26 protein-coding genes are annotated in these 23,854 nt (G+C 43.2%); 8 read left to right on the top strand and 18 right to left on the bottom strand.

From position 1 onward, the window contains the following. Positions 1-25: 25 nt before the first annotated feature. Positions 26-340 carry a hypothetical protein gene (locus BW42_RS03160; protein WP_023468579.1) on the bottom strand — a complete coding sequence of 105 codons (315 nt, stop codon included), beginning with the start codon at positions 338-340 and terminating at the stop codon, positions 26-28. Positions 341-542: 202 nt separating this feature from the next. Between BW42_RS03160 and BW42_RS03155 the strand changes: the two genes are divergently transcribed. From BW42_RS03155 to BW42_RS03145, 3 genes are all read left to right on the top strand, one after another. Further along, complete coding sequence (locus BW42_RS03155; RefSeq protein ID WP_035407341.1) at positions 543-1,025, top strand: GNAT family N-acetyltransferase; 483 nt, start codon at positions 543-545, stop codon at positions 1,023-1,025. A 127-nt stretch (positions 1,026-1,152) separates the two neighbouring features. Then, on the top strand, positions 1,153-1,851 hold the full coding sequence (locus BW42_RS03150) for a queuosine precursor transporter (RefSeq protein ID WP_035407338.1): 699 nt from the start codon (positions 1,153-1,155) through the stop codon (positions 1,849-1,851). Between the two features lie 57 nt (positions 1,852-1,908). Next, positions 1,909-2,280 (top strand): PilZ domain-containing protein, encoded by a 372-nt coding sequence (locus BW42_RS03145; RefSeq protein WP_035407335.1) that lies wholly within the window; start codon positions 1,909-1,911, stop codon positions 2,278-2,280. A gap of 52 nt (positions 2,281-2,332) precedes the next feature. Here BW42_RS03145 and BW42_RS03140 read toward each other — a convergent pair whose 3' ends face one another. Further along, positions 2,333-4,003 (bottom strand): alpha-glucosidase, encoded by a 1,671-nt coding sequence (locus BW42_RS03140; protein ID WP_035407332.1) that lies wholly within the window; start codon positions 4,001-4,003, stop codon positions 2,333-2,335. A 225-nt stretch (positions 4,004-4,228) separates the two neighbouring features. Here BW42_RS03140 and BW42_RS03135 point away from each other — a divergent pair, with 225 nt between their 5' ends. From BW42_RS03135 to BW42_RS03125, 3 genes are read left to right on the top strand one after another with little or no spacing between them, the layout of a single operon-like run. Then, on the top strand, positions 4,229-4,846 hold the full coding sequence (locus BW42_RS03135; RefSeq protein WP_035407330.1) for a hypothetical protein: 618 nt from the start codon (positions 4,229-4,231) through the stop codon (positions 4,844-4,846). A 51-nt stretch (positions 4,847-4,897) separates the two neighbouring features. Then, positions 4,898-5,692: a thymidylate synthase gene (locus tag BW42_RS03130; RefSeq protein WP_029341960.1), complete on the top strand. Its 795-nt coding sequence runs from the start codon at positions 4,898-4,900 to the stop codon at positions 5,690-5,692. Next, on the top strand, positions 5,689-6,171 hold the full coding sequence (locus BW42_RS03125) for a dihydrofolate reductase (RefSeq protein ID WP_035407327.1): 483 nt from the start codon (positions 5,689-5,691) through the stop codon (positions 6,169-6,171). The genes BW42_RS03130 and BW42_RS03125 overlap by 4 nt, the downstream gene beginning before the upstream one ends. A gap of 46 nt (positions 6,172-6,217) precedes the next feature. On the opposite strand, the gene BW42_RS03120 is transcribed toward BW42_RS03125, so the two are convergent. Continuing rightward, positions 6,218-7,735, bottom strand: a complete 1,518-nt coding sequence (locus tag BW42_RS03120) for a diguanylate cyclase (RefSeq protein WP_035407322.1) — start codon at positions 7,733-7,735, stop codon at positions 6,218-6,220. Between the two features lie 81 nt (positions 7,736-7,816). Next, the gene (gene fumC / locus BW42_RS03115; RefSeq protein WP_035407319.1) at positions 7,817-9,211 is read right to left on the bottom strand and encodes a class II fumarate hydratase; all 1,395 of its coding nucleotides are present in this window, start codon (positions 9,209-9,211) and stop codon (positions 7,817-7,819) included. Between the two features lie 115 nt (positions 9,212-9,326). Here fumC and BW42_RS03110 point away from each other — a divergent pair, with 115 nt between their 5' ends. Continuing rightward, positions 9,327-10,631 (top strand): hemolysin family protein, encoded by a 1,305-nt coding sequence (locus tag BW42_RS03110; RefSeq protein WP_035407316.1) that lies wholly within the window; start codon positions 9,327-9,329, stop codon positions 10,629-10,631. Positions 10,632-10,653: 22 nt separating this feature from the next. On the opposite strand, the gene BW42_RS03105 is transcribed toward BW42_RS03110, so the two are convergent. The 3 genes from BW42_RS03105 to BW42_RS03095 are packed head-to-tail and all read right to left on the bottom strand — an operon-like array spanning position 10,654 to position 13,221. Beyond that, entirely contained in the window at positions 10,654-11,055 is a 402-nt protein-coding gene (locus tag BW42_RS03105) for a reverse transcriptase-like protein (protein WP_035407314.1), read from the bottom strand. Further along, on the bottom strand, positions 11,048-12,007 hold the full coding sequence (locus tag BW42_RS03100) for a GTP-binding protein (RefSeq protein ID WP_035407311.1): 960 nt from the start codon (positions 12,005-12,007) through the stop codon (positions 11,048-11,050). The genes BW42_RS03105 and BW42_RS03100 overlap by 8 nt, the downstream gene beginning before the upstream one ends. 11 nt (positions 12,008-12,018) lie before the next feature. Next, the gene (locus BW42_RS03095; RefSeq protein WP_052018996.1) at positions 12,019-13,221 is read right to left on the bottom strand and encodes an HD domain-containing protein; all 1,203 of its coding nucleotides are present in this window, start codon (positions 13,219-13,221) and stop codon (positions 12,019-12,021) included. 142 nt (positions 13,222-13,363) lie between these two features. Between BW42_RS03095 and BW42_RS03090 the strand changes: the two genes are divergently transcribed. Continuing rightward, positions 13,364-13,849, top strand: coding sequence for a hypothetical protein (locus BW42_RS03090; protein ID WP_035407308.1), 486 nt, complete (start codon positions 13,364-13,366; stop codon positions 13,847-13,849). Positions 13,850-14,119: 270 nt separating this feature from the next. On the opposite strand, the gene BW42_RS03085 is transcribed toward BW42_RS03090, so the two are convergent. The 11 genes from BW42_RS03085 to yvfG form a co-directional block, all read right to left on the bottom strand. Beyond that, positions 14,120-14,686, bottom strand: a complete 567-nt coding sequence (locus BW42_RS03085) for a deaminase (protein ID WP_035407304.1) — start codon at positions 14,684-14,686, stop codon at positions 14,120-14,122. A gap of 49 nt (positions 14,687-14,735) precedes the next feature. Then, the gene (locus BW42_RS03080; protein ID WP_035407301.1) at positions 14,736-15,944 is read right to left on the bottom strand and encodes a toxic anion resistance protein; all 1,209 of its coding nucleotides are present in this window, start codon (positions 15,942-15,944) and stop codon (positions 14,736-14,738) included. Continuing rightward, positions 15,931-16,674 (bottom strand): 5-bromo-4-chloroindolyl phosphate hydrolysis family protein, encoded by a 744-nt coding sequence (locus BW42_RS03075; RefSeq protein WP_035407298.1) that lies wholly within the window; start codon positions 16,672-16,674, stop codon positions 15,931-15,933. The genes BW42_RS03080 and BW42_RS03075 overlap by 14 nt, the downstream gene beginning before the upstream one ends. Before the next feature lie 254 nt (positions 16,675-16,928). Then, the gene (locus BW42_RS03070) at positions 16,929-18,272 is read right to left on the bottom strand and encodes a sodium-dependent transporter (RefSeq protein WP_035407296.1); all 1,344 of its coding nucleotides are present in this window, start codon (positions 18,270-18,272) and stop codon (positions 16,929-16,931) included. Between the two features lie 173 nt (positions 18,273-18,445). Continuing rightward, on the bottom strand, positions 18,446-19,318 hold the full coding sequence (locus tag BW42_RS03065; RefSeq protein ID WP_035407293.1) for a diacylglycerol kinase family protein: 873 nt from the start codon (positions 19,316-19,318) through the stop codon (positions 18,446-18,448). Further along, positions 19,315-20,832, bottom strand: a complete 1,518-nt coding sequence (locus tag BW42_RS03060; RefSeq protein ID WP_035407290.1) for an ABC transporter permease/substrate-binding protein — start codon at positions 20,830-20,832, stop codon at positions 19,315-19,317. The genes BW42_RS03065 and BW42_RS03060 overlap by 4 nt, the downstream gene beginning before the upstream one ends. Beyond that, positions 20,829-21,560 (bottom strand): ABC transporter ATP-binding protein, encoded by a 732-nt coding sequence (locus BW42_RS03055; protein ID WP_035407287.1) that lies wholly within the window; start codon positions 21,558-21,560, stop codon positions 20,829-20,831. Before BW42_RS03055 ends, BW42_RS03060 begins: the two co-directional genes overlap by 4 nt. Positions 21,561-21,748: 188 nt before the next feature. Then, a complete protein-coding gene (locus BW42_RS03050; RefSeq protein WP_035407284.1) occupies positions 21,749-22,372 on the bottom strand; it encodes a 3D domain-containing protein in 624 nt (207 codons plus the stop codon). A gap of 351 nt (positions 22,373-22,723) precedes the next feature. Further along, positions 22,724-22,933: a hypothetical protein gene (locus BW42_RS03045; protein ID WP_023468601.1), complete on the bottom strand. Its 210-nt coding sequence runs from the start codon at positions 22,931-22,933 to the stop codon at positions 22,724-22,726. A gap of 60 nt (positions 22,934-22,993) precedes the next feature. After that, positions 22,994-23,605, bottom strand: coding sequence for a CoA pyrophosphatase (locus BW42_RS03040; RefSeq protein ID WP_035407281.1), 612 nt, complete (start codon positions 23,603-23,605; stop codon positions 22,994-22,996). Continuing rightward, the gene (yvfG, locus tag BW42_RS03035) at positions 23,602-23,832 is read right to left on the bottom strand and encodes a protein YvfG (RefSeq protein WP_231496844.1); all 231 of its coding nucleotides are present in this window, start codon (positions 23,830-23,832) and stop codon (positions 23,602-23,604) included. The genes BW42_RS03040 and yvfG overlap by 4 nt, the downstream gene beginning before the upstream one ends. Between the last annotated feature and the right edge of the window lie 22 nt (positions 23,833-23,854).

Raw genomic sequence — 23,854 nt, 5'->3', positions numbered from 1 at the left:
AAAAAATAAGCCAGCCGCAGCTAGCTCATTTCTTTTTCTTCAATAATCCTTCAATATCTTCGATCAATGCTTTTTTCGAAATCAGGTCTTCTTGCTTTTCCTGTTCGACTTTTGCATCGACCGTAGTCCGTTTCATGAGAGCTTGAAGTGTCTCATCGATGCTTGACTTCAAATGATCACGATCTTCTTTGTTAAGAGAAAGATCATGTTGTACTTCATCCCCTTGTTCATCTAATTGGCGTAAGCGTTCCGTCAATTGTTTCGCTTCACGATTCAAGTCCGAATACAATCGTTCGATTTGCTCTAAACGCAATTTGATTCCGTCACGTTCTGTGAACACGTTTCCAGCCCCTTCCAGTATGCAGTTGTCTACATCATTACTTTACCATATTTCGAGGTAATTAAAACAATCACAAGATGATTACAAAATGATTTTTTTAAATTTCTTCCTGCGGATCGGTTCCAGTTAATTTTTGCAATTGCAAGGAGGGTATCGCTATAATGTAAACGAAGCATCAATTGGGATGAGGGAGGATTTTGTGATGGAATTAAGACGTCGAGCATTACGTCATGTCGATCAAGCTGAGTACGACCATTTCTTGAAGTATGGCGAGCAAGCATATGGGCTGTCTCCGCAAGAAATCAAAGGGTATGACCATGAGCTTGGAGAAGAGCGAGCTTTTGATTCCGTCGAGCACAGTTATCCTGAAGATTACTACTTTGATATCGTTGAAGCAGATACGATCGTCGGGCGGGTTCTACTTTTGAAAATGGGTCACTATTTTCAACTCGACTTTATGGTGTTTGATCCTTATACACGACGTGGTATAGCTACTCAAGCAGTTGCCGAAGCATTAAAGCATTCGGGAGTACTAGATCGTCATGAAGTACGCGCGCGTGTTCTCGATCAATCACCACACGCTTTTTACGCGAAACGTATTTTAGAAGCAAATGACTTTACGTCGATTGAGAACTATTACGTCAAAGGGAGACGACGTCGATATTCTTTACAACGACTCGGTTGAACACTATCTGAAAGACCATGAGATTCATGGTCTTTTTTTATATTGGTCACATGTGTAACTCACCTTTGACAGGCGATCGATTTCAGCGTACAATTTCCATCTGTATGAACAGAAAGGAGTCTACCTCATGAACGAATGGTTATGGATCCCTTCCATTTTATTAACGATGGGATTATTGATTTTCAGTTATTATCTATTTGGAAAGACCGGATTGTTGATGTGGATTGCCATCGCAACAATCATTGCAAACATTCAAGTCACACAAACCGTCGATATTTTTGGTTTCGTCTTCACGTTAGGAAATGTCGTTTATGGCAGTTGTTATTTAGCGACGGATATTCTCAATGAGAAATATGGCAAACAGGTCGCTCGAAAAGGTGTCTATATGGGTTTCTTTTCCTTGATCACGACGACCGTCCTCATGCAATTCAGTCTCTTGTATACCCCACTCGCCGATAAAGCAGCACTCGAAACATCTGATTCTTTACATCTACTATTCGGACTCCTGCCATGGATTGCTGTCGGTAGTCTTGCCGCTTATCTCGTGTCGCAATTGTTTGATGTCTTCATTTATTCGAAGATTCGTCAAAAGACAGGCGAACGAAAACTTTGGTTACGGACGACGGGATCAACTGTATTAAGCCAATTGCTCGATACGTTGACATTTTGTGCGATCGCCTTTCACGATATGCCATTCTCTATTTGGTGGCAAATCTTCATTACGACATATCTCGCAAAATTCGTCGTCGCCTGGTTCGCGACACCATTCATGTATTTAGCAAAGCGCATCCATCCGACGAAACGATCAACAGATGCTGCAGCCTGATAAAAAAGACTAGAAGAGTTTTGCGAATTGTCGGATAATGGGAATGGAGGTGCCTAGATGAAGATTAAACGTAATGAACCGTTTCGCTATACATTGAAAACACCCGTAACGGGCGAGTTTTATTTGCTGAAAAATGAGCAACGGACACCAAAAGGCTTGATGAAGATTCATAATATCTCACCAAATGGAATCGCAATCACTACTGCATTAAAACTGCCTCTTCAAAAATCAATGAAAATCGTTGTTGAGTTCTCGTTAATCGAAGGGCACGAGCCGCTCTGCATCGATGGATTTTTATTGCATGAGAAGCCTTCTGGTCCTGAGCGGTTGTACGGTATCCATCTTAATTCGACAATAACTGATCGCGAAAAAATTATTTCACAAGTGAAACAGATAGTGCAATTAGAACGGTCACTTCATAAAGACTAAAATGGCATCGCCCTACATTTGTAAGGGCAATGCCATTTTTTAATCAGAAAATTTAAGCGTCAAACGTTCGGAAAACGACAGATTCATATGGCCGTAATGTCAAGCCATCCGATGTATTGGTGTCAGCGTAGTTACCAATCACGCGATCCGTTGTCGCGTGAGAAATCGGTACATGAATGTCATGATCTGCAAACGAACAATAGATATACCACGTTTCTCCTTCAAGCGTCCGCGAATACGCGTAGACTTCCGGATGATCTTCAAGTAAGAGTTCATAGCGACCGTATACGACGAGTTCATGATCATGTCGTAGTCGAATCAATTGCTGGTAGTAATAGAAGATGGACTGTTCATCGGCAAGCGCCTGTTCCACATTGATGTTTGGATAATTCGGATTGACCTTCAACCATGGTGTTCCAGTCGAGAAACCAGCATTTTCCGATGCATCCCACTGCATCGGTGTCCGCGCATTGTCGCGTCCTTTGATATGGATGGAACGTAGTAGTTCCGCCGGTGATGCTCCTTGTGCCGTACGTTCTTTCCACATGTTCCGAATTTCGATATCTTCATAGTCCGTAATGTCTTCAAACGCGACATTCGTCATTCCGATTTCTTCGCCTTGATAGATATATGGCGTTCCTTTTAGAAGGTGTAAGAGCGTAGCGAGCATTTTAGCTGACTCGACGCGATACGTCGTATCATTACCAAATCGACTGACGACTCGAGGTTGATCGTGGTTGTTCCAATAGAGGGAGTTCCAGCCTGTTTCATGCAACGCTGTTTGCCATTTGGTGAAATTTTGCTTGAGTTTAAGCAAATCAAACGGAATGACATCCCATTTTCCGTTCGGACCTGAATCAAGATCCATATGTTCGAACGTAAAGACCATGTTGACCTCTTTACGTGCCGGATCCGTGTAAAGAATGGCATCATCTGTTGTTGCTCCCGGCATCTCACCGACTGTCAGGACATCGTACTTTCCAAACGATGCTTCGTTCATCTCATGTAGAAATTCATGGACACGCGGTCCATTGATATAGTGTTCTCCACCATCTCCATACAATGCTCCTGGATGGACCGTCGCATCGGGTAATCCAGGTGTCTTTGAAATCAAGTTGATGACATCCATCCGGAAACCATCGATTCCTCGATCTAACCAACGACGGATCATCCCATAAACCTCTTGACGCATCTGTTCATTTTCCCAATTCAAGTCAGGCTGTTTTTTCGAGAATAGATGTAAGTAATACTCATTTGTTGACTCATCATATTCCCATGCAGGACCAGAGAAAATCGAACCCCAATTGTTCGGTAATGAACCGTCTGGATTTGCTGGACGCCACATGTAATAATCCCGATACGGATTGTCCTTGCTTTGACGCGATTCTGCAAACCACCGATGTTCATCCGACGAATGATTGATGACGAGATCCATGACAATTTTGATATCTCGTGCATGCGCTTCATCTAGAAGACGATCAAAATCATTCATTGTTCCGAATTCCTTCATGATGGCTTCATAATCTCGGATATCATATCCATTGTCGTCATTCGGTGAATCATAGACTGGACTTAACCAGATGACGTCGATGCCAAGTGTCTTCAGATAATCCAATTTTTCAACGATTCCGTTTAAGTCACCGATTCCATCTCCATTCGAATCCTTGTAACTACGAGGGTAAATTTGATAAACGACACTATCATGCCACCATTTACGTTCCATCTTCTACACTCTCCTCTTTTATGTACCTGTCGTGCTACATATTGAGCAAACGATTGCATCAATTTGTAAAAGCGCTTTCAATTCTCACAACGTCATCTTAACATGTTCATAAGAGGGTGCTCAAGTGAGAACTTTTACTTATTTGATATCATGGAATATGAAATAGGGGCGTTTACCACATCTAATATAATGGGAAAGAACGGTATGAGAAAGGAGTGTGGGCGAATGTATCGTCGGTATTTGCTCTTCTTGGTCTGGGCGATTGCCATTGTCTTTATCTTGTTATTTGGAAATAATCGTGTCTTTCCGGAAGGTTTCTTAATTTCATTTTTACGTTTCGATCAAAGTCAATTTGATACTTCCGCATTAAGTTTGTTTGCTTTACTTGGCATTTATCCATTTGCTTTCTTTTTATTATTTTTAGATGAAAAACGATTCATGCGACCAGGACCGCTCGTTGCAAGCATAGGGTCGTTCTTCTTAGGTGCATTCGTTTTAATGCCCTATGTCGCACTCGCTATTCCAAGGAAAACCTTTTTACCGTTTCAGCGTCGAGGTTGGATTCCAACTGTCGTCGCTTTACTGAGTGTCGTGACGACATTATTGCTTTGGCTTGCCCTCGCACGTGCCGATTGGAATATTTTCCGTATTTATTTCGAGACGAATCAATTTGTTCGAACGATGACAGTCGATTTATTACTGTTTTATATTCTTCAGATTTATTTATTACGACGCATTCGTCTTCGAAATGAACAATCATTGCAATGGCAAGACGGCATTCCTCTTTTTGGTCTATTCCGCTATCTGTTCACAAGACATCTGCCAGCTTCCTCAAAATCGTGATGGTTTATGATACAATGGAAATTGGATTTTTTTAAAAGGAGCTGTCATCCGATGGAACAATATCATGCACTTTGCGAACACATTTTAGAACACGGAACAAAAAAGGAAGACCGGACAGGAACGGGAACGCTGAGCGTGTTTGGTCACCAAATGCGCTTCTCCCTTCAAGATGGCTTTCCGCTTATCACGACGAAAAAGCTACATATGAAGTCAATCATCCATGAGTTGATCTGGTTTATTTCGGGTGATACGAATATTCGTTACTTGCAGGAAAACGGAGTGCGCATTTGGAACGAATGGGCAGATGAGAATGGGGATTTAGGACCTGTGTATGGGGCACAATGGCGTTCTTTTCCACGTCCTGACGGAACAACGGTCGATCAACTCGCACAAGTCATCGAACAAATCAAGACGAATCCGGATTCCCGTCGTTTGATCGTCAGCGCTTGGAATCCTGGACAAGTCGATGAGATGGCGTTACCTCCATGTCATCTCTTGTTCCAATTTTATGTCGCTGACGGAAAACTGTCCTGTCAGCTGTATCAACGTTCTGCCGACGTCTTTTTAGGCGTACCGTTCAATATTGCATCCTATGCCTTACTGACACATATGATTGCTCATGTGTGTGGACTCGAAGTCGGTGACTTCGTCCATACGCTCGGAGATGCCCACATCTATTCGAACCATGTGGAACAAGTCAATCTTCAATTGACGCGTACCCCTAAAAAATTACCGACGCTGCGCTTCGCTCGAACAGTCGATCGTATTGAAGACTTCCGCTTCGAAGATATCATCATCGAAGGATATGATCCTGATCCGCATATTAAAGGTGTAGTGGCTGTATGATTACACACATCGTAGCGTACACGAAAAATCATGTCATCGGACGCGATAATGCCATGCCGTGGCACCTTCCATCTGATTTAGCACACTTTAAGCGTACGACGCTTGGTAAACCGATCATCATGGGGAGAAAGACGTTCGAATCAATTGGACGCCCGTTACCTGGTCGAGAGAACATCGTCATCACGCGTGATCAAAATTATGTAATAGATGGCGTGACAATTTGGCATGATTTATCTACCTTACACCCATATGTTGATTCAGAGGAAGAAGTCTTTTTGATTGGTGGAGGAGAATTATTCGCTCAAACGCTTCCTCTCGTACGGCGCATCTATGTAACAGAAATTGATGCGACGCTTGAGGGAGATGTCTATTACCCCGAGATCCCGTCTACTTTTCAAATCACGTCTGAAACGCATTATGATGCAGTAGAAGGAAATGATTACTCCTTTGTCATTCGTCAATATGATCGATCATTATAAAACCAGCCTCTTCCATCCGAATAGCGGAAGGAAAAGGCTGGTTTTTTTACGGTATTTGCATAATCCACTCTGTGATCCATTCTTCCACTTCTTGATCTACATGAGTTACCATCACATAATCGGTAGCACCTCGAGATAAGGCTTCTGCAAGACGATCATCTTCTTGTTCTGTCACGACCAAAACATCAATGATTGAATCTCGTTGTTTTCTCCATTCTTCTAGTCGCAGAAAGTTCTCGATCGCTAATTGATCAAGCGAAAGAATCGCCAGTTGTAGTTGTGTTGTCTGCTGATCGTCTAATGGAACCACTTCGAAGTGGTATTTGGGATGATCGGGTAGATCCAACTGACGGACTTGTTTAAGCAATCTTTCCTCGACACGGATAGACACAGATAATTTTTCAATCGATATTGCCGTAGAATAGGAAAGGACTTGGTTACGTCCATTACGTTTTGCTTGATATAACGCTTCATCTGCCTCCGCCGTCGCTTGAGCAAGCGTCGTATGTATATCAAATGAAAAGGATAGACCAATCGAAACAGTAATTTTTAATCCATTCGCAAAAACATGTCGTTCGATACGTTCACGTATTTTATTCATATTAGCGATTGCTTGAGGCAATGTTTCTGCTGAAAACAGTAAAATGAATTCCTCACCACCGAAACGAATGAACTCATCGTCGAGACGAGCCGCTTGTTGAACGACGGTCGCTAGTTCGGATAGGACTAAGTCTCCTGTCGGATGTCCATGTAAGTCATTGATTCGTTTGAAGTGATCAAGATCAAAAATCGCTAATCCAAATGTTCGTTGTTCACGTTCTAAACGTGCTGTGCGACGATCAAATGCATTCTGAAGGTATTTCCGATTATAAGCCCCTGTCAATTCATCGACCAAAATTGTTGACGATACAACTCTCAGTTTTCGTAAAAGTCGCGCAAGGCGGACATGACGTTCTTCATTCCTCACGGTTTCATCCCAATAATCATCGGCCCCCATCTCATAACTACTTTGTCGGACTTCTGATTGGCTCGGACCGACGATGATGATCGGAACGAATGCGGATTCCATCTGCTTCATGAGCTTTTTGAACACTTCCACTGAATCAGTGATACATGCATAATCGATGATGACGGCGTCCATCGTAATGTCGTGTGACATTGATAAGGTATCTTCTACCGAGCTAAAAAAACGTGACATATAGCGCGCTTGTTCCAGTGACTTTTTCCATTTGATATTCTCAAGAAAACGTTTTGTCACAGTGACGACTAATTCCTTTCGGACCCGGTTAGCACGTGAGCGCTCTGATAACTGATCGACGATAGGTTGCAATAATTCTTTGACGCTTGACTGATCAATGACAACGTCTACTCGTTCCCAAGTAATTTTTTCATGGCTTACTTGATCGGCGAGTCCCTTAAAGAGTTCCTCTCTGCCGAGTCCTTCCATCCAGCTCGCCAATGCAAGCAATTCTGATCGTGGTACAGCCGGCATCCGAAGTAATGTCTCTACCATGTTGATCGTTTGCTGTAATTGTTTTTCTGCCCGCTTTCGATTTTGCTCCATGCAATTCCCTCTCTTTCTATAGATCCGAATAACATTTCTCGGATAAAGAGAAAGCGAGGGAATATCCCCCGCTTTTTCAACTCATGCTTTTAAGTTCGGACGAACCATGTCTGCTGGTACAATCCATTGATCATATTGTTCTTCTGTTAGTAATCCTGTCGCAAGTGCCGCTTCTTTTAATGTCGACCCTGACTGATGCGCCGCTTTCGCAATTTTTGCCGCATTCTCATATCCGATATGCGGATTGAGCGCTGTTACGAGCATCAGTGACCGTTCGACGTTCTCAGCGATGACGGACTGCTCTGGTTCAATGCCAATCGCACAATGGTCATTGAACGAATGCAAGGCGTCTGTAAGTAAACGAACGGATTGAATAAAGTTATACATGATGACCGGCTTGAAGACGTTTAGTTCAAAGTTACCTTGACTTGCAGCAAAACCAATCGTTGCGTCATTTCCAAGGACTTGCGCAGCGACCATCGTCAATGCCTCACTTTGAGTCGGATTGACTTTTCCTGGCATGATTGAGCTCCCTGGTTCATTTTCTGGAATCGTGATTTCACCGATTCCTGCTCGTGGACCAGATGCAAGCCAGCGGACGTCATTTGCAATCTTCATCGCGTCCATCGCTAGTGCTTTGACAGCACCATGTGTGAAGACGAGTTGATCGTGGCTTGTTAAAGCGTGGAATTTGTTTTCCGCACTCGTGAATTCATAACCCGTCTCTTCACTCATCTTCTTCGCTGCCAAATCACCAAACTCAGGATGCGCATTAATCCCCGTACCAACTGCCGTACCGCCGATTGCTAGTTCCGTTAATGGATCAAGCGTCCGTTCGATCATTTGCTTCGAAAGCGCAAGCATCCGGACCCAGCCGCTGATTTCTTGACCAAGTGTGATTGGTGTAGCATCTTGCAAGTGTGTTCGTCCGATTTTAACGATATCCGCAAAAGCCTTTGCTTTTTCATCAAGGGTCGCATGCAGAGCATCGATAGCTGGGAAAAGTGATTCCAATAAGACTGTTTTTGCCGCTAAATGCATCGCTGTTGGATATGTATCATTTGAACTTTGTGATTTATTGACATCATCATTCGGATGAATCGTCGTTTCACTGCCTTGTTCCTTTAATTTGCGTGTCGCGACCCGAGCGATCACTTCATTGACGTTCATATTAGACTGAGTACCTGAACCCGTTTGCCAAACGACAAGCGGAAACTCATCATCGAATTTCCCCGCGATGATTTCGTCACATACTTCAGCAATGGCACCAGCTTTTTCTGTCTCAAGCACACCTAAGTCGCGGTTCGCAAGCGCCGCTCCTTTTTTCAGGACTGCAAAGGCACGAATGACTTCAATCGGCATTTTTTCCGTTCCGATCTTAAAGTTTTCTAGACTACGTTGTGTTTGTGCGCCCCACTCCTGCGCTTCCGGTACACGAATTTCCCCCATCGTGTCACGTTCTACACGGTATTCCATAAACAAATTCCCCCTTTTGATTACTTCTCTTCTAGTTTACCGGAAAGCTCGCAGAATGGGAATGAGGGAGACAGTTTTGGGGAATAGTTTATTATCGAAAAGGAGTGAAGATTTCATGTGGTTAATAAATTTAATAATTGTTTTATTATTGATTCTGGCGAACGGTATATTTGCGATGACCGAACTTGCTTTGCTCTCTTCCAAACGATCGAAATTAGAAAAAGCAATGGATGATGGTAAAAAATCAGCCCATGTCGCATTAGAGTTGCTGGATCGACCGACTGACCTGTTATCGACTGTTCAAGTCGGCATCACGTTAATTGGAATCGTCAATGGTGCATTCGGTGGTGCCGCGCTCTCTGGTCCTGTCATCAATTGGCTCGCTCAATTCGGATGGATCGCTCCTTATGCCAGTACAATCGGTTATATTCTTGTCGTGACAATCATCACCTATATTTCGCTCGTCATCGGTGAACTCGTTCCTAAACGTGTTGCTCTTGTCAGTCCAGAACGAGTTACGATGTGGCTCGCCCCACCGATGCGCTTCTTCTCGATCGTTCTTCGACCATTCATCTGGGTTTTGAGTAAATCGACGAGTTCCATCTTCCGCTTGATTGGCCTCGATCGATTGCAGACGAAAGACGAGACGGAAGACGAAGTCCGGCAATTACTAATTCGTGGCACGAAAGAGGGAACATTTAATCGTTCAGAAGCTGAGCAAGTTTCTCGTGTCTTTGATTTTCATGATTTATATGCATATGAACTGATGGAGCCCAGAACGGTTACGGAGTGGATTGACTTAGCTGATGAACCCGACACGATCCTACAAGAGCTCCGACAAGCGCGACACCGAAACTTACCGGTCGGTCACGGGGATTTGGATCATTTTGTCGGATTCATCGATGCAAAAGAAATACTATCAACGGAACATCCTGTCAAAGAACTTGAACGATTAATTCAATCTCCACTGATTGTTCCCCGCCAACTGAAAGCAACCGTTTTACTTGAACGGATGCGGAAGGAAACTGTATCGATTGCATTCGTTTTAGACGAGTACGGTGGTTTTCTTGGCATGATCACCTTGTTCGATATTCTCGAAGCATTCGTCGGCGAGATTTCAAGCGTCGAGGAAGAGCCGGAACTCGTCATGCGGAAAGACGGTTCGTTCCTAGCGGACGGATTATTGCACATCGATGATTTAAAACGAACGCTCGGCTATACAGATGACTTACCCGGTGAACAGTTAAACGCCTATCATACAGTTGCCGGTTTAATCCTGTATATGTTAGGTGATGTACCAACGCGTGGAAGTGCTGTCGTGATTGGATCATACCGATTTGAAGTCGTTGACTTAGACGGACGTCGCGTCGATCAAATCCTGATTGAGCGCATCGAACATGAACAAACACCCCTTCCATAAGGATAGGGGTGTTTGCCTTCAATTATGCTTCGTATAATCGTAATGCCTCGCGTGCGACGCGATCTGCTTTATTCTCAGACCGCGGAATCCACTTCACGAAGGCGAGTGGTAAGAGTTGATAGCGTTCAAAAGCAGGATCAAAGATCGTCTGCGTTCGTTTATTCTTGACGAATTCACGTTCGACCGCTAATGCAACCGCTTCTGAATCCGTCCGAAACGAAATGACGCTCTCTCCTTGAGTAATTAGTTCGTGCGCCCACTCGACGGCTTTTGCAAATGCGATGAATTCTGCCTCATGATTATTAATTGCTTGAATTTGATACATTTTTTCTGTGACTTCGCCCTCGGAGCTTTTGCTAAACAGTCCAACCGCTGCTTCGTCGTTTGAGGGACGGACCGTTCCGTCAAAATAAAGTTCAACCATGTTCAATTGCCGCCTCGATTCCTTTTCGTATCGCTTGCTCATCTAGCCCTTTTCCAATGAAGACGAGCGTCGTCTTTGGTTGTTCGCTAAATGGTTCTCGGATTGCTGTTCCGTAAATCATCCCTGTCCCTTGTAAGATTACTTTTCGTTCTGTATCTGCAAAATGGATGATCCCCTTATAACGATAGAGATCTTCCGCGTAGGCTTCTAACACCTCACGTAGGACCATACCGAATCGATTTCGATTCAATGGTCGTTCCTCAACGATCGTTAGTGCCGTAAAATCTTCGACGGATTGATGAATCTGATCTGTTTGTTGGCTGAGTCGCACTTGTTCTTCTTTTGGAAAATGGAATGTTTCAAATAGTCGATTTGATTCCAGTTGTCCCTGTTCCGTTTCAATGATGGCTGCAGATGGATTTCGTTCGCGCAGCAAAGCAATCAACGTTTCGCGTTCTGATGCTTTAATTAAATCCATCTTATTTAATACAAGTACATCAGCAAATCCGATTTGTTTCACATTTTCTTGGAACGTCAATTGTCGTTCTAAGTGATACGCATCGATGACTGTGACGACACTTGAAATCTGATAAGACTGTTCAACGGCTGGTTCAAAATAAAATGTCTGAAGAATCGGTCCTGGATCAGCGACACCAGTCGTTTCGATCAATAATCGATCGAATGATAGTTCCCCATCACGGCGACGTTTGGCAATCCGTAGCAATGCATCCCGTAAATCACCTCGAATAGAACAACAGATGCAACCATTTGTCAATTCGATCATCTCTTCATCGCTTCGCTCAATCAATGCTTCATCAATGTGAACAGAACCTACTTCATTGACAAGCAACGCAAACTTCTCTGTCGGTTGAGAAACAAGATGGTTGAGTAACGTGGTCTTACCAGCACCTAAAAAACCAGTAATGACGGTCGTACGTATTTTGTCTTGCATGATTTCACTCCTTAGCGTCCTTGTTGCTGACGCCATTTTTCTTTTCGTGCATCGAGCAGATCAATCGCATGAAGATACCAGGCATCCGCCGTTTGCGGCGTAACACTTGATCCCCACTCGCGTTTCCCATGGTGTGATAATACCATATGCATGAGACGGTGATAGACCGCTCGTGGTAACCGAATATCTTCTTCTCGAAGCGTTTGTTCGAGCACGAAGCATCCGTATGGCATATGTCCTATAAGAACACCATCTGGATCAAGCGCAATACCTGCTAGTTCTTCTTCTTCTTCTTCTTCTTCTTCGGTTACGTGTAACAGTCTCGAAAAACGATCTGTCGATGCACCTGCATGTGTATATTCCCATAGTTTACCGATATCGTGCAATAAAATACCGAGCAACAATTCATTCGGATTCGGTCGTTGATCTAACAGAGCAATTCCTTTTGCTGCTTGATAAAGCGCATCAAAGCTGTCATCCCAAGAAAATTGACGCATCTCTCGTTCAGATGCTTGGAATAGTTCATTTTTGTGATCGGCCTCTGCTTCTTGGATACATTTCAGCAATGTCAAATACGGTTGTTCACTATCACAGATTCCTTGACCAATCGTCATCATACAGGCAGTATGTTTTAATAATCCACCGATATAGGCATGGTGATGAAATAAGGCAGCCGGTCGCGTTGAAAAGTCCGCCCAGTACTGTCTCAGAATCGATAGCGCGATTTCTCGGTAAGGCGTATCTAGTTGATCGATCAATCCAAGTAACTGATCACGATACGTTTCAAGCGACTCCTCTGACGGTAGCTGCGGCAAGAACTGCGTAGGTGAAGCATCATAAATCGGTGTGACGCGTTGAACCGTCAATGATTTATTACCGGATTGCGGCGGATACTCTTCTACTTTTGCTTCGACTCGAACAATTCGTGTCTCGAGATATGGACGGAGTGCTTCTTCTGCTGTTCCTTGATTGATCCATTGTTTTCCTTTACAAGATCCAGCAGGCGAGTTGAATGTAAACTGTAACCACTCTCGTCCGGTTTGACCTGTGCGAATTTCACCCGAGGCAACGAGTAGTACTTCTTCGATTCGCTCACCAGGAACAAGTGTATCTAGCGAAAGTCCAATCGGTTGATTTGATTGATTGATAGAAAAAGCGTCATTTTCATTAGAAGGCATCGTCACTTCTGGAAGCGCCTTGAATAATTGTATCACTTCATCTCACTCCTTTTTCTTCATCCATATCATAGCAGAGACGATTTCATCACGACTACTATCAAACATATATTGTAAGCGTTTTCTAAATGAATTATGATGAACGTAGAAGTCAATTTTTATGCTTAAAGGAGGAGAAACGATGATTCGACCACTTACTCATTTATACAGCGAAGCTGTCGTCACACACGATCAATTGGATCCATCCAAAATCGTGACACGCGACCAGATTCGGCAAGCTGTTCAATCGTATGATCCGTACCAATCGCATACGTCGCATGCACTGGAAGAGTTGTTGCTTCATGAGTTACGTCAGGCATGTCATTGTGTTAAAGAAGAAGGACTATCCTTGGCTGATATGCAGACGGAATTGTTGATCCTCTCTGCTTTCCAATGTGATGCAGGTTATTTAGCAGAAGAAATTCAACATATGTCACCGACCGCTATCAAACGACATCTTTCTACACTTGATGCCGCTTTCAATCGACTATTGCATCAACTGTTTTTACATCAGTCGCAACCAGACATTCTTTGTCAACGGTTTATGACAATCCTCGCGGGTGCAGTCGCTACGAAATGTAAAATCCGTGCTAAGCGTCTCAAGGAAACCATGCTTGTTCATCCATAACAAAAAAATCCTGACTCGTATGAGTCAGGATTTTTCATTCAACGACCTGGCATTCCAGCTCCTTGATTGGTTTTGTATGAAAATGCGGCGTTCCGCTTCGTCATATTCTATTGTCATCATGCCAAACTATTCAAGTCTTGTCAATTCTTTTCTAAAAAAAGTGGACCGATTTTCGATTGAAAATCAGTCCGAATGGAAGAGTGAATAATTACCATGGCAATGCTTGATTTCATCATACAATGCCATGGAAGCGTTTACAACCCTTTTCCGTTAAATTTTTTCAAGAAAATATTCGTTTGCGAGTGGCAAGTGGATGACTTCGATTCCACTTTGTCGCATCAGGTTCAATCCGTCCCCATATTCATATCCTGTCGAATAGACGACACGATCAATTTTAGAGGCAATGAGCGCTAAACTACACGCATGACACGGACTATGTGTAACGTATGCTGTCGCATGACGCGCACTCGTCGAATCGGCAGCTAGCTTACCGAGTGCATTGATTTCAGCATGAATCTCATGCTGCTTCGACCACTCATGATGTTCCTCTTGATTTTCACAACGATAAAAGAGAATCCCGTTTCGTTCAATCGACTCTTCAGTAATCGGATGGTCGGATCTTGATGTATAGAGAATACCCTCTTGCTTTAAGTAAATTTCATTACAATTCACATGCTGACTGGGTGTTCCGTTTATCCCGATCGAAATCGGCTTTTCGTCTTTGACGATGACACAAGCAACGGATTTTGAGGCGCATTTTGAATGACGATCTGCCATCATCCGCGCAAATAATAACCATGTTGTGTCCCACTTCAATTGCTTCTCTTTTATATTCATTTAAAATCCTTCCTTTCATGAAGGAAAGGAACACGAAAATTCGTGTTCCTTAGTATGGTCGATTCGGTAATTCTCTACTTTTTGAGGCAACTTCGATGACTTTTTGTTTCAATTCGTTTTCCATTCGTTCTAATTCATGCTCAGCGTCGCGACGTTTTTGTTTTCCTTCTTGTTGAATGCGTAATGTCTCATCAAGTGTCTCAATCAAGTTTTGGTGTGCCACTTTTAATGATTCGACAGAAACAATTCCTTTTTCGTTTTCTTCCGCAATTTCAATCGACGATTCTTTCAGTAACTTCGAATTTTGCTCAAGTAGCTGATTCGTCGTGTTGGTGACATCCTTTTGCATTTCGAGTGCTGCTTTTTGACGTGATAAACTTAAGGATAAGACGACTTGGTTCTTCCAGAGCGGAATCGTATTGACGACTGCCGATTCGATTTTTTCCGCTAATATTTGGTTGTTTTGTTGAATGACGCGAATTTGCGGCGCCATTTGCAAACTGATCGTTCGTGATAATTTTAAATCATGGATTTTCTTTTCGAAACGGTCCGTCAATTGAATCAAGTCATTTAATTCCTGTAACTTCGTCTGATCCCGAGATATCTCGACTTCTGTCCGTAGCGGTTCGATTTCATGCTGACGCACATGAGCGATTTTCGTCTCGCCAGCCGCAATATAGACGTTCAATTCTTCAAAATAACGTTTATTTTTTTGATACATTTGGTCGAGTAAAGTGATGTCTTTCATCAATCCAAATTTCGATCGATCAAGATTGTGTACGACTTCTTCGAGATAAGCACTCATTTTCTCATACTGCAAGAAATACGTTTCTGCTTTTTTCTTTGCTCGCCCAATAACCGGAACGTTCGACCAGAAACTCTTTTTTTCTTGAAGTGTGTCTGGATCCATTTGACGTACACGTTGCATTAAATCACTCAGCAGTTTTCCTGCCTCCCCGCCGTCCTTCATTTTTACTTCACTTAAGACTTGATCGGAGAATTGAGAGAGTTCACGCTGGACGGGTGCTCCAAATTGCATGACGGCATCCGTCTTTTGAAGATCGATTACTTGCAGCAAACGTTCGATCTTTTGTCGTTGTTCTGCTGGAACATCCGAAGGAATCATCTCTTCGACAGGGCGTGCCGGCATTTTAGGAGGTGTCTCCGCTATATTTAGATCGACCGACGGATCAGAGATCGTTGGTTGATCTTGCTCATCAGGCCATTGTTGCCACGTTTCTTTATCAGAATGGGTCATGTCGGTAACTCTCCTCCTGTTTTTGTTGTTCGGTCTCTTGTGCTAGAACCTTTTCAATCGTCAAGAGTTCCCGTTCTAAATCAACGGTATCCCCTTCGAGCAATAAGGTTTGTTGTTGTTTTAATTTTTGACCAATCATTTTCAAATTCGAAATCAGTTGATTTTTCGTATCAACTTGAACTTGGGCACCTCGGCGTTCCAGATCGGCGTATTTTTCTGAAATCGATAATAAGGAATCTAGGTAGAATGTAAAGAAGTCTCGGACTTTTTTGACGTCTCGTGGACTTTCATATAACTCTTCGAACAATACATGGGCTTCGCGTGAAACCATTCGCATCTCACTTCTAATTTCACCATCTCGTATGGAGGGAACGATTTGATCATACGTCTGGATTTTCACAAATCCTTCCTCAATCGTCCGTTGCAAGACTTGAAGTTCTAAATCATCCGTCTCCTCAAAGCGTCGTGTCGCCCGCTCGGGTTTTAAGATGACACTGCCCACAAACTCATCTTCGTCATCGAGTAGTAGTTTCTTTTTGACATTTTTCCGCTTGATTTCGGTCGATTTTCGTTCAGTCCGATATCGTCGTCCTGGTTTAGTCCGGTAACCACTCCAAATGAACCATAACCCAAGTGCGATGAAGATTCCCGAAAAGTTGAACGTATCAGCCAATTGTAAAAATACGAACATCATACCGATGGAGCCAAATATCCACCATGAAGACTTCATATCATCCCCTCTTCCTTCTTGCTGATTCTTTTATCAGGTCTACGTGTCTTTATTTTAACATTACGTAACGTTTAACAAAAAGTTTCCCGTTTTCCCGAAATGTTACGCCTCGTATATTTATATTTCAACATACTTTTGCAGTAATGACATCAGACCGAAGAACGAACTGTTCGCCTTTTTTTATATCAACTCTTACGATAAAGAAGGTAGTCGACACACGTTGTCGACTACCTTCCGAGAGTTTTATTTATATATCATCCAAAAATTGGCCAGATGAGAATAATCAAAATCGCAATCGGACTCAAGTAGCATACGCTTACCCGCCACACAGGAACGATTTTTTTCATGAATGGACTTGTTACTAACTCCTGCTCGATAAGAGTTCGGTCGAGTTTGTAACCGGCAAAAATTGAAATCAATAATGCACCAATCGGCATTAGAATGTTTGAGACGAGGAAATCAACACTGTCAAAGAATGTTTTCCCCATGAATTGTGCATCACCTAGAATTCCAAACGAGAGTGCAGATGGAATCCCGACGATGGCGATTGCGAGTGTCGCAAGCCAAGTCGTCCGCTTTTTATCGCGCATCGTCGCGTTTTCTTTTCGATCCGTCAAGGAAGCAACGACGACCTCAAGCATCGCAATCGATGAAGTGATCGACGCGAAAGCGAACAACAAGAAGAATAGTATCAAGAACAACGAACCAAATTGAATTTGGCTGAAGACGGTCGGCAAGACGATAAAGAGTAACGCTGGACCTTCTGCCGGGTCAAGACCTGAAGCAAAAACGGCTGGGAAAATCGCAAATCCTGCTAATAATGAGACGGCTACATTCATCGCAACAATCCATGCTGCCGAACGGTTAATTTCTCCACGTTCCTTCATATAGGATGCATACGTCAGCATCGCTGATACACCGAGCGATAAGGAAAAGAACGCTTGCCCAAGGGCACTCAGGACAGAAGTTCGGTTGAGCACCGAGAAATCAGGCTGAACGAAAAACTTGACGCCTTCCATCGCACCATCAAGCGTTAACGATCGTAAGACTAGAATGATGAAACACACGAATAATAATGGCATCATGATCTTACTCATTTTTTCAATACCAGATTGAACACCACGTAAAACGATCCAACATGTCAGAGCGAGGAAAATCAATTGCCCCGAGATGACATAAAGCGGTGAGGCTGAAATCGTTCCGAACAATTCACCGAGTGCTCCACTATCCATTGTCGTTAACCGACCTGTAAAACCAAGAATGGTATAAATTAAGACCCAGCCTCCGATGACGCTGTAGAAAGAGAGCAACAAGAAACAGGCGATGACACCCAGGACACCAATGAACGTGAACTTCTTATGACCAAGCGCCGAGAACGCTTGAAGTGCCGTTTTCCCACTCGTTCGACCGATTAAAAACTCAGCAATCAAGACAGGCAATCCAAGTAGCAAGGTAAACACGAGGAATAAAAGTAAAAAGGCGCCCCCTCCGTTTGTTCCAGTCGTATACGGGAATTTCCAAATGGCCCCCAGACCAATGGCGGATCCCGCTGCTGCTAAAATAAATCCAACTTTTGAAGCCCATGCGTTTCCTTTCATGGTGCTCCACCTCCTTTTCAAAATACTTTTTCATTGTACAGAAAGAAATCATGAAAGTCATCCTTTATCAAATATTTTCTTTAAAGCGTCAAAGCATAACCGCATATACGCATTGCATGAAAATAAAAAAGAAGGTCGAATATTATCTCGACCTTCTCTCGACTCAATTTGTATTAATCAGTGCCACCATACATTCGAAGATATTCCGGTAACACTTTGACGGTAATTGGCGTATGGATGGCTTTTTCACCATCTGTATCAATGACTTTTGCTTCTTTTGTCTTTAATTGAAATCCGCTCGTCAAGATATGGGTAAAAGATGGATCATTGGCGAGACCAATTTTTTGAAGAATGACGTCCCGGATTGTCGTCAGATTTACCTCATCAACAATTACCAAATCTAGTTTTCCATCATTATAAGCTCCATCCGACAAATTCGTCTCGATTCCACCCAGTGATTCTCCATTTGCTGCCAGAATCAATACTGCTTCACCTGTCATATGACGACCTTCATCTAAAATTAATTCATATTCGAATGGTTTTGCTTCTAAACTCGAGCGAATCGTCGATAAATAATACCCCATCTTCCCAAGACGCGCTTTTTCTTCTGTATCGATCCCAATCGATGCTTCGGCGACGAGACCGACACCGAGAAAGTTCAAGAAATAGCTATCTCCGACTTGCCCAAGGTCGACTTGAACGACATGCTGCATAGCAATTGCTTCTGCTGCAAGCCGTGGCGCCATCGGTAAGCCAAGTGTTCGTGCGAAATCATTACACGTACCTCCAGGAATAATGCCAAGTATCGGGCGATTTTCTAATTTCGCTACACCATTGATCGTCTCAAAGACCGTCCCATCTCCACCGATGACGACGACAGCGTCAAACGCGGATGATTCTTCCGCAAAATGCATCGCATCTCCTGCTTGTTTTGTATTTCGAATGACGATCTCGTCGAACAACGTACTTAACGGTTCGATGACTTCTCCAAGTAATCCTGTACCATTCGTACCGGCTGTCGGGTTACTGATCAGTAATAGTTTCATTGGATGATGCCTTCCTTCTTCAAGTAATCGCGGGCGACCGCATTTGCAGTTTTTCCACCATACGCGACAGCTTCGTTCATTTTCGACATCTCTTCATCGGAAATCTTACCCGATAATTGCTCAAGCGCTTGTTTTACCTCTGGATACTCATCGATTGTCTCTTGACGAAGTAAAGGTGCTCCTTCGTACGGTGGGAATAATTGCTGATCGTCTTTTAGAACAAGCATGTCGTATTTCGCAATCTCTGGATCGGTCGAGTACGCATCAATGACATCGATTTCACCAGATTCAATCGCTTTATAACGCAATTTCGGTTCCATCGTGACGACCTTATTGAACTTGACATCATATTTATCTTGGATTCCTTTATAACCATCTTGGCGATCCTTGAATTCTAATGTAAATCCAGCCGTCAGTTGATTCGCGACCTGTTTTAAATCAGAAATCGTCTTTAAATCGTAGCGTTCCGCTAATTTCTTCGGAACGGCTACAGCATAGGTGTTGTTATAGTTCATTGGTGGCAATAAGGTCAAATCTTGTTTTTTCAGACCGGTTTTCGCCTGTTCGTATACTTCTTTTGCATCGTTTGATTTTGGTTTTTCATTCGTCAAACTAGCGAGCACCGTTCCTGTGAATTCTGGATAAGCATCAATGTCTCCTGACTCGAGTGCTTTATAAACGAATGTCGTCTTCCCGAAGTTTGGTTTGACTTGAACCTTTAAATCCGTTTCATCTTCGATGACGATTTTATACATATTCATTAAGATTTCCGGTTCCACGCCCAGTTTTCCGGCAACGACGAGATCTGGTCGTTCGCTACGTCCGAATGCGAAAGGTGCGATGACGATTGCGACCATTAAGACGACTGCTGTCACGAGACGTGCCGTCTGCCGCTTACGAGTTGCGACTTCCGTTTGGCGTAGTAAACCGTCAAATAGAAGAGCAAGGAGAGCTGCTGGAATCGCACCAAGCAAAAGGAGATAGTTATCATTACGGTCAATTCCAAGGAGAATGATCGACCCTAGTCCACCAGCACCGATCAAAGCAGCAATCGTTGCCGTACCAATGATCAATACCATCGCCGTTCGAATTCCGGCCATCATGACAGGCAAAGCTAACGGAAGTTCGACTTTCCATAGACTTTGCATCGGGGTCATCCCACATGCGCGTGCCGCCTCTTTGATTGAAGGATCGACTTCGGCGAGACCTGTATATGTGTTTCGAACGATTGGTAATAAAGAATAGAGAACAAGTGCAATGATAGACGGGACTGTACCAATTCCGACAAGTGGAATCATCAGACCAAGTAGCGCTAATGATGGAATCGTTTGAATGACGGAAGTCACACCAATCGACCACTCACTCAGACGTTTATTCCGTGATAAGTAGATCCCAAGCGGAATGGCGATGATACATGCGATAAGTAACGAAATGACCGATAGTTGAATATGCTCAATTAACGCTTGAAGCAATTCACTTTTCCGATCTTGATACGTTTCAATCAAGCCATTCATTCGACTTTCCCCCTGACTTGACGCATGAACTCTTGAACAAATGGATCATTACTCGCTAGTACTTCTTCCTTTGTTCCGATGAAAGCAATCTCCCCAGCGTTCATCAGACAAATGCGACTGCCCAGTTTTAATGCCTCGTTCATATCGTGCGTAACGAATAAAATTGTTTTTCCAAGCTCTTCGTTTAGATGCAACAAATCATTTTGTAATTGTTCACGTGAAATTGGATCAAGGGCGGAGAAAGGTTCATCCATCAAGATGACGTCTTGCTCTGCTGCGAGCGCACGCATGACACCGACACGTTGTTGTTGCCCCCCCGAAAGTTCACTCGGGTATTTCTTCTTAAGCGATGTGTTTAAACCTGTCAGACGGAATAATTCATCGACTCGACGCGCCACCTTTTCTTTGTCCCACTTTAATAATTCTGGCACGACACTGACATTTTCTTCGATCGTCATATGTGGAAAGAGGGCAATCTGTTGTAAGACGTAACCGATTCGCCGCCGCAATTCATGTTCGTTGATTGACATGATCGGCTCACCGTCGATCCAAATTTGACCCTCTGTGTGATCGATCAATCGATTGACCATCTTCATCGTTGTTGTTTTTCCGCAACCCGATGGACCAATCAAACAAAAAATCTCACCCTGATCAACGGTGAAGTTAACGTGTTGCACCGCTTTTGTTCCATCCGCATACGTTTTGCCGACATCTTTGAACTCAATCACTCCTCATCCCTCGTTTCCCCTGTTTATTATCTTTGTAAAATTCCCCTTTCTCTCGTATTCTAAAACCTATTTTGACCAATTGATCTCTCGTTTCCTAAACAATTTGTTTTACAACCGAATACTGATTCATCTTTACTAACACAAAAAAAGACGATGGAGTTTACCCATCGTCTAGTCTCGATATTCATTTATTCGAACGTTACCGTCACTTGGCGGCGTCCCCATTCTAGTGCTTCTTGTTTTGATCCTACTAGAAGGTCCATGATTCTTCCACGAATCGCACCACCTGTATCGAGTGCGATTGCGTCACCAAAACCTTCTACATGAACTTTTGTTCCAAGCGGCACGATAGATGGATCAACAGCCACGATCCGACGACCTTCATATGTAATCGTATTCGTGACGTCATAACCTGATGCCGTTAAGGCACGACCATTATACAAGCGGCTTCCATTGTTTTCTGGATTTGTCGTATACGCTGTCGTTTCAAATGTTACCGTACGTTTTGATGAACGATCCGTCTTCACTTGCTTCCGGCTTTGCTTCGCAGCTTGTCGTGCTCTCTTTTTAGCATTTGCTTTCTGCTCCGCTTCTGCTTTTTGTTTGGCTACGGCTTGTAATCGAGCTCGCTTTTCTGCCTCAGCTTGTTCCCGCTTTTTTTGAGCAGCTTGACGTTTCATCTCTAACGGATTTTGTACGATCGTCTTCTCTGTTCCAATCCCGATTTGTGCCGCTGAAGCTTCATGATGCGGCAAAAGAATAAATATGAATCCCGCTAAACAGAGGGATAATAGGAATGATGTTCGTTTCATGTTGGTGCCAACCTTTCTCGCCGTTTTACGACCCGCACACCGTATCACGGCGACAAACCGTTTGAAAAGCGAACACCATGATTTGAAATATATCTGTCAAAAAGTAACGAAATGGTTACACGCTTACAAAAAACGCTCTCATTCGTTGTGTAGCAACGTTTTTATATTTTGTAACCGTTCTGTTACGATTTATCTTTTGTTACTCTTTTGTAATAAATGTATCTTTTCGATGTTTTCAGTCATTTCGATTGACCTATCAATACTCCAGCCAATATCATATTTCATTATTATTCATTTTTTTGAATGAACATAAAAAAAGCACACCATAGTAGCTTGGTATGCTTTCATGTATTATTTTGTTTTACGTTCTAACAATTCGATCTCTGACTTTAACAAGACTTGTTTTTCAAATTCTAAGCCGAGTGCCTCAAAGTTTTTCGTATGGGATACATCACCGACGACCGTATTTGTCAATACAGCTGTTACTTCCGCAACCCAGCCTTCTTTTGTTTTTACCATATCACCAACGATATAATCGAATAACTCTTCTGTTTCTTCCATTTGACTCATCTCCTGACACGTTCAATTACAGTTAATCATATAAAATAACGACCAAAAAAGCTAGTCACGCGTCAATTGAGCTAAGAACTGGCGCAAGATTTTAGCGGTTAATCCCCAAATTAGATAATCCCCGTGCTCATAGAAATGCTCCGTAACTGTATACGTACGATCGAGATATGCTTCTCGATTCGCCATTCGTTCGGTCGGCACTTCCTTACCAGGGCGTATCCGCCACTCCATGTCCCCTTTGATTGGTTTAGAAGTCATCAATTCTGTCAAAGATACGAGAAAGACATGATCGACTTCTGCCGGTGAAGGATTAAAATCCGTTGCATGTAGAATACCAAGATACGGATAAATAATTGACCGGTTCGGTGTCACGAGTGGTTCGAGCGTTCCAATCACTTCAATCTCGGAAGCACTGACATTTAATTCTTCAACCGTTTCACGGATGGCTGCTGCTTTCGGTAATTCACCAATATCGATCCGACCACCCGGAAAAGCGATTTCGCCTGGTTGCGAACGTAGGGTTTTGGCTCGTACTTGAAATAACAGATAGACTTCGCCATCCTGTTCAACCAAAGGAACGAGTACGGCTGCTGCATGTCGAGGTAAACGTTCTTCTGAATCTACATAGTGTTTTCGGATATCGGCTAAGTTCACCTGCTTCATCGCCCTTCTTGTGCAACATGATGATACGCTTCTTCAAGATGGCGCATACGAACGATCAGATCCGCATTTTTAGCGATCCGGTCCGATAAAATCGATCCCGCTACCGTCTTGTAGTAGGCGTTTAAAGCATTGCGCTTTGTCAGATGAGCCTCGTTCTGACGGATATATTCCTTAAAATTCGCAATCAATCGTTCTGTCGTAAAAAGTTGTTCGTTCACAAGTTTCATCCTTTCACACGTCGAGCGTGTC

It is taken from the genome of Exiguobacterium sp. RIT341, assembly GCF_000632205.1.
GTDB lineage: Bacteria > Bacillota > Bacilli > Exiguobacteriales > Exiguobacteriaceae > Exiguobacterium_A.
This window is presented reverse-complemented; position numbering and strand designations above follow the sequence as displayed.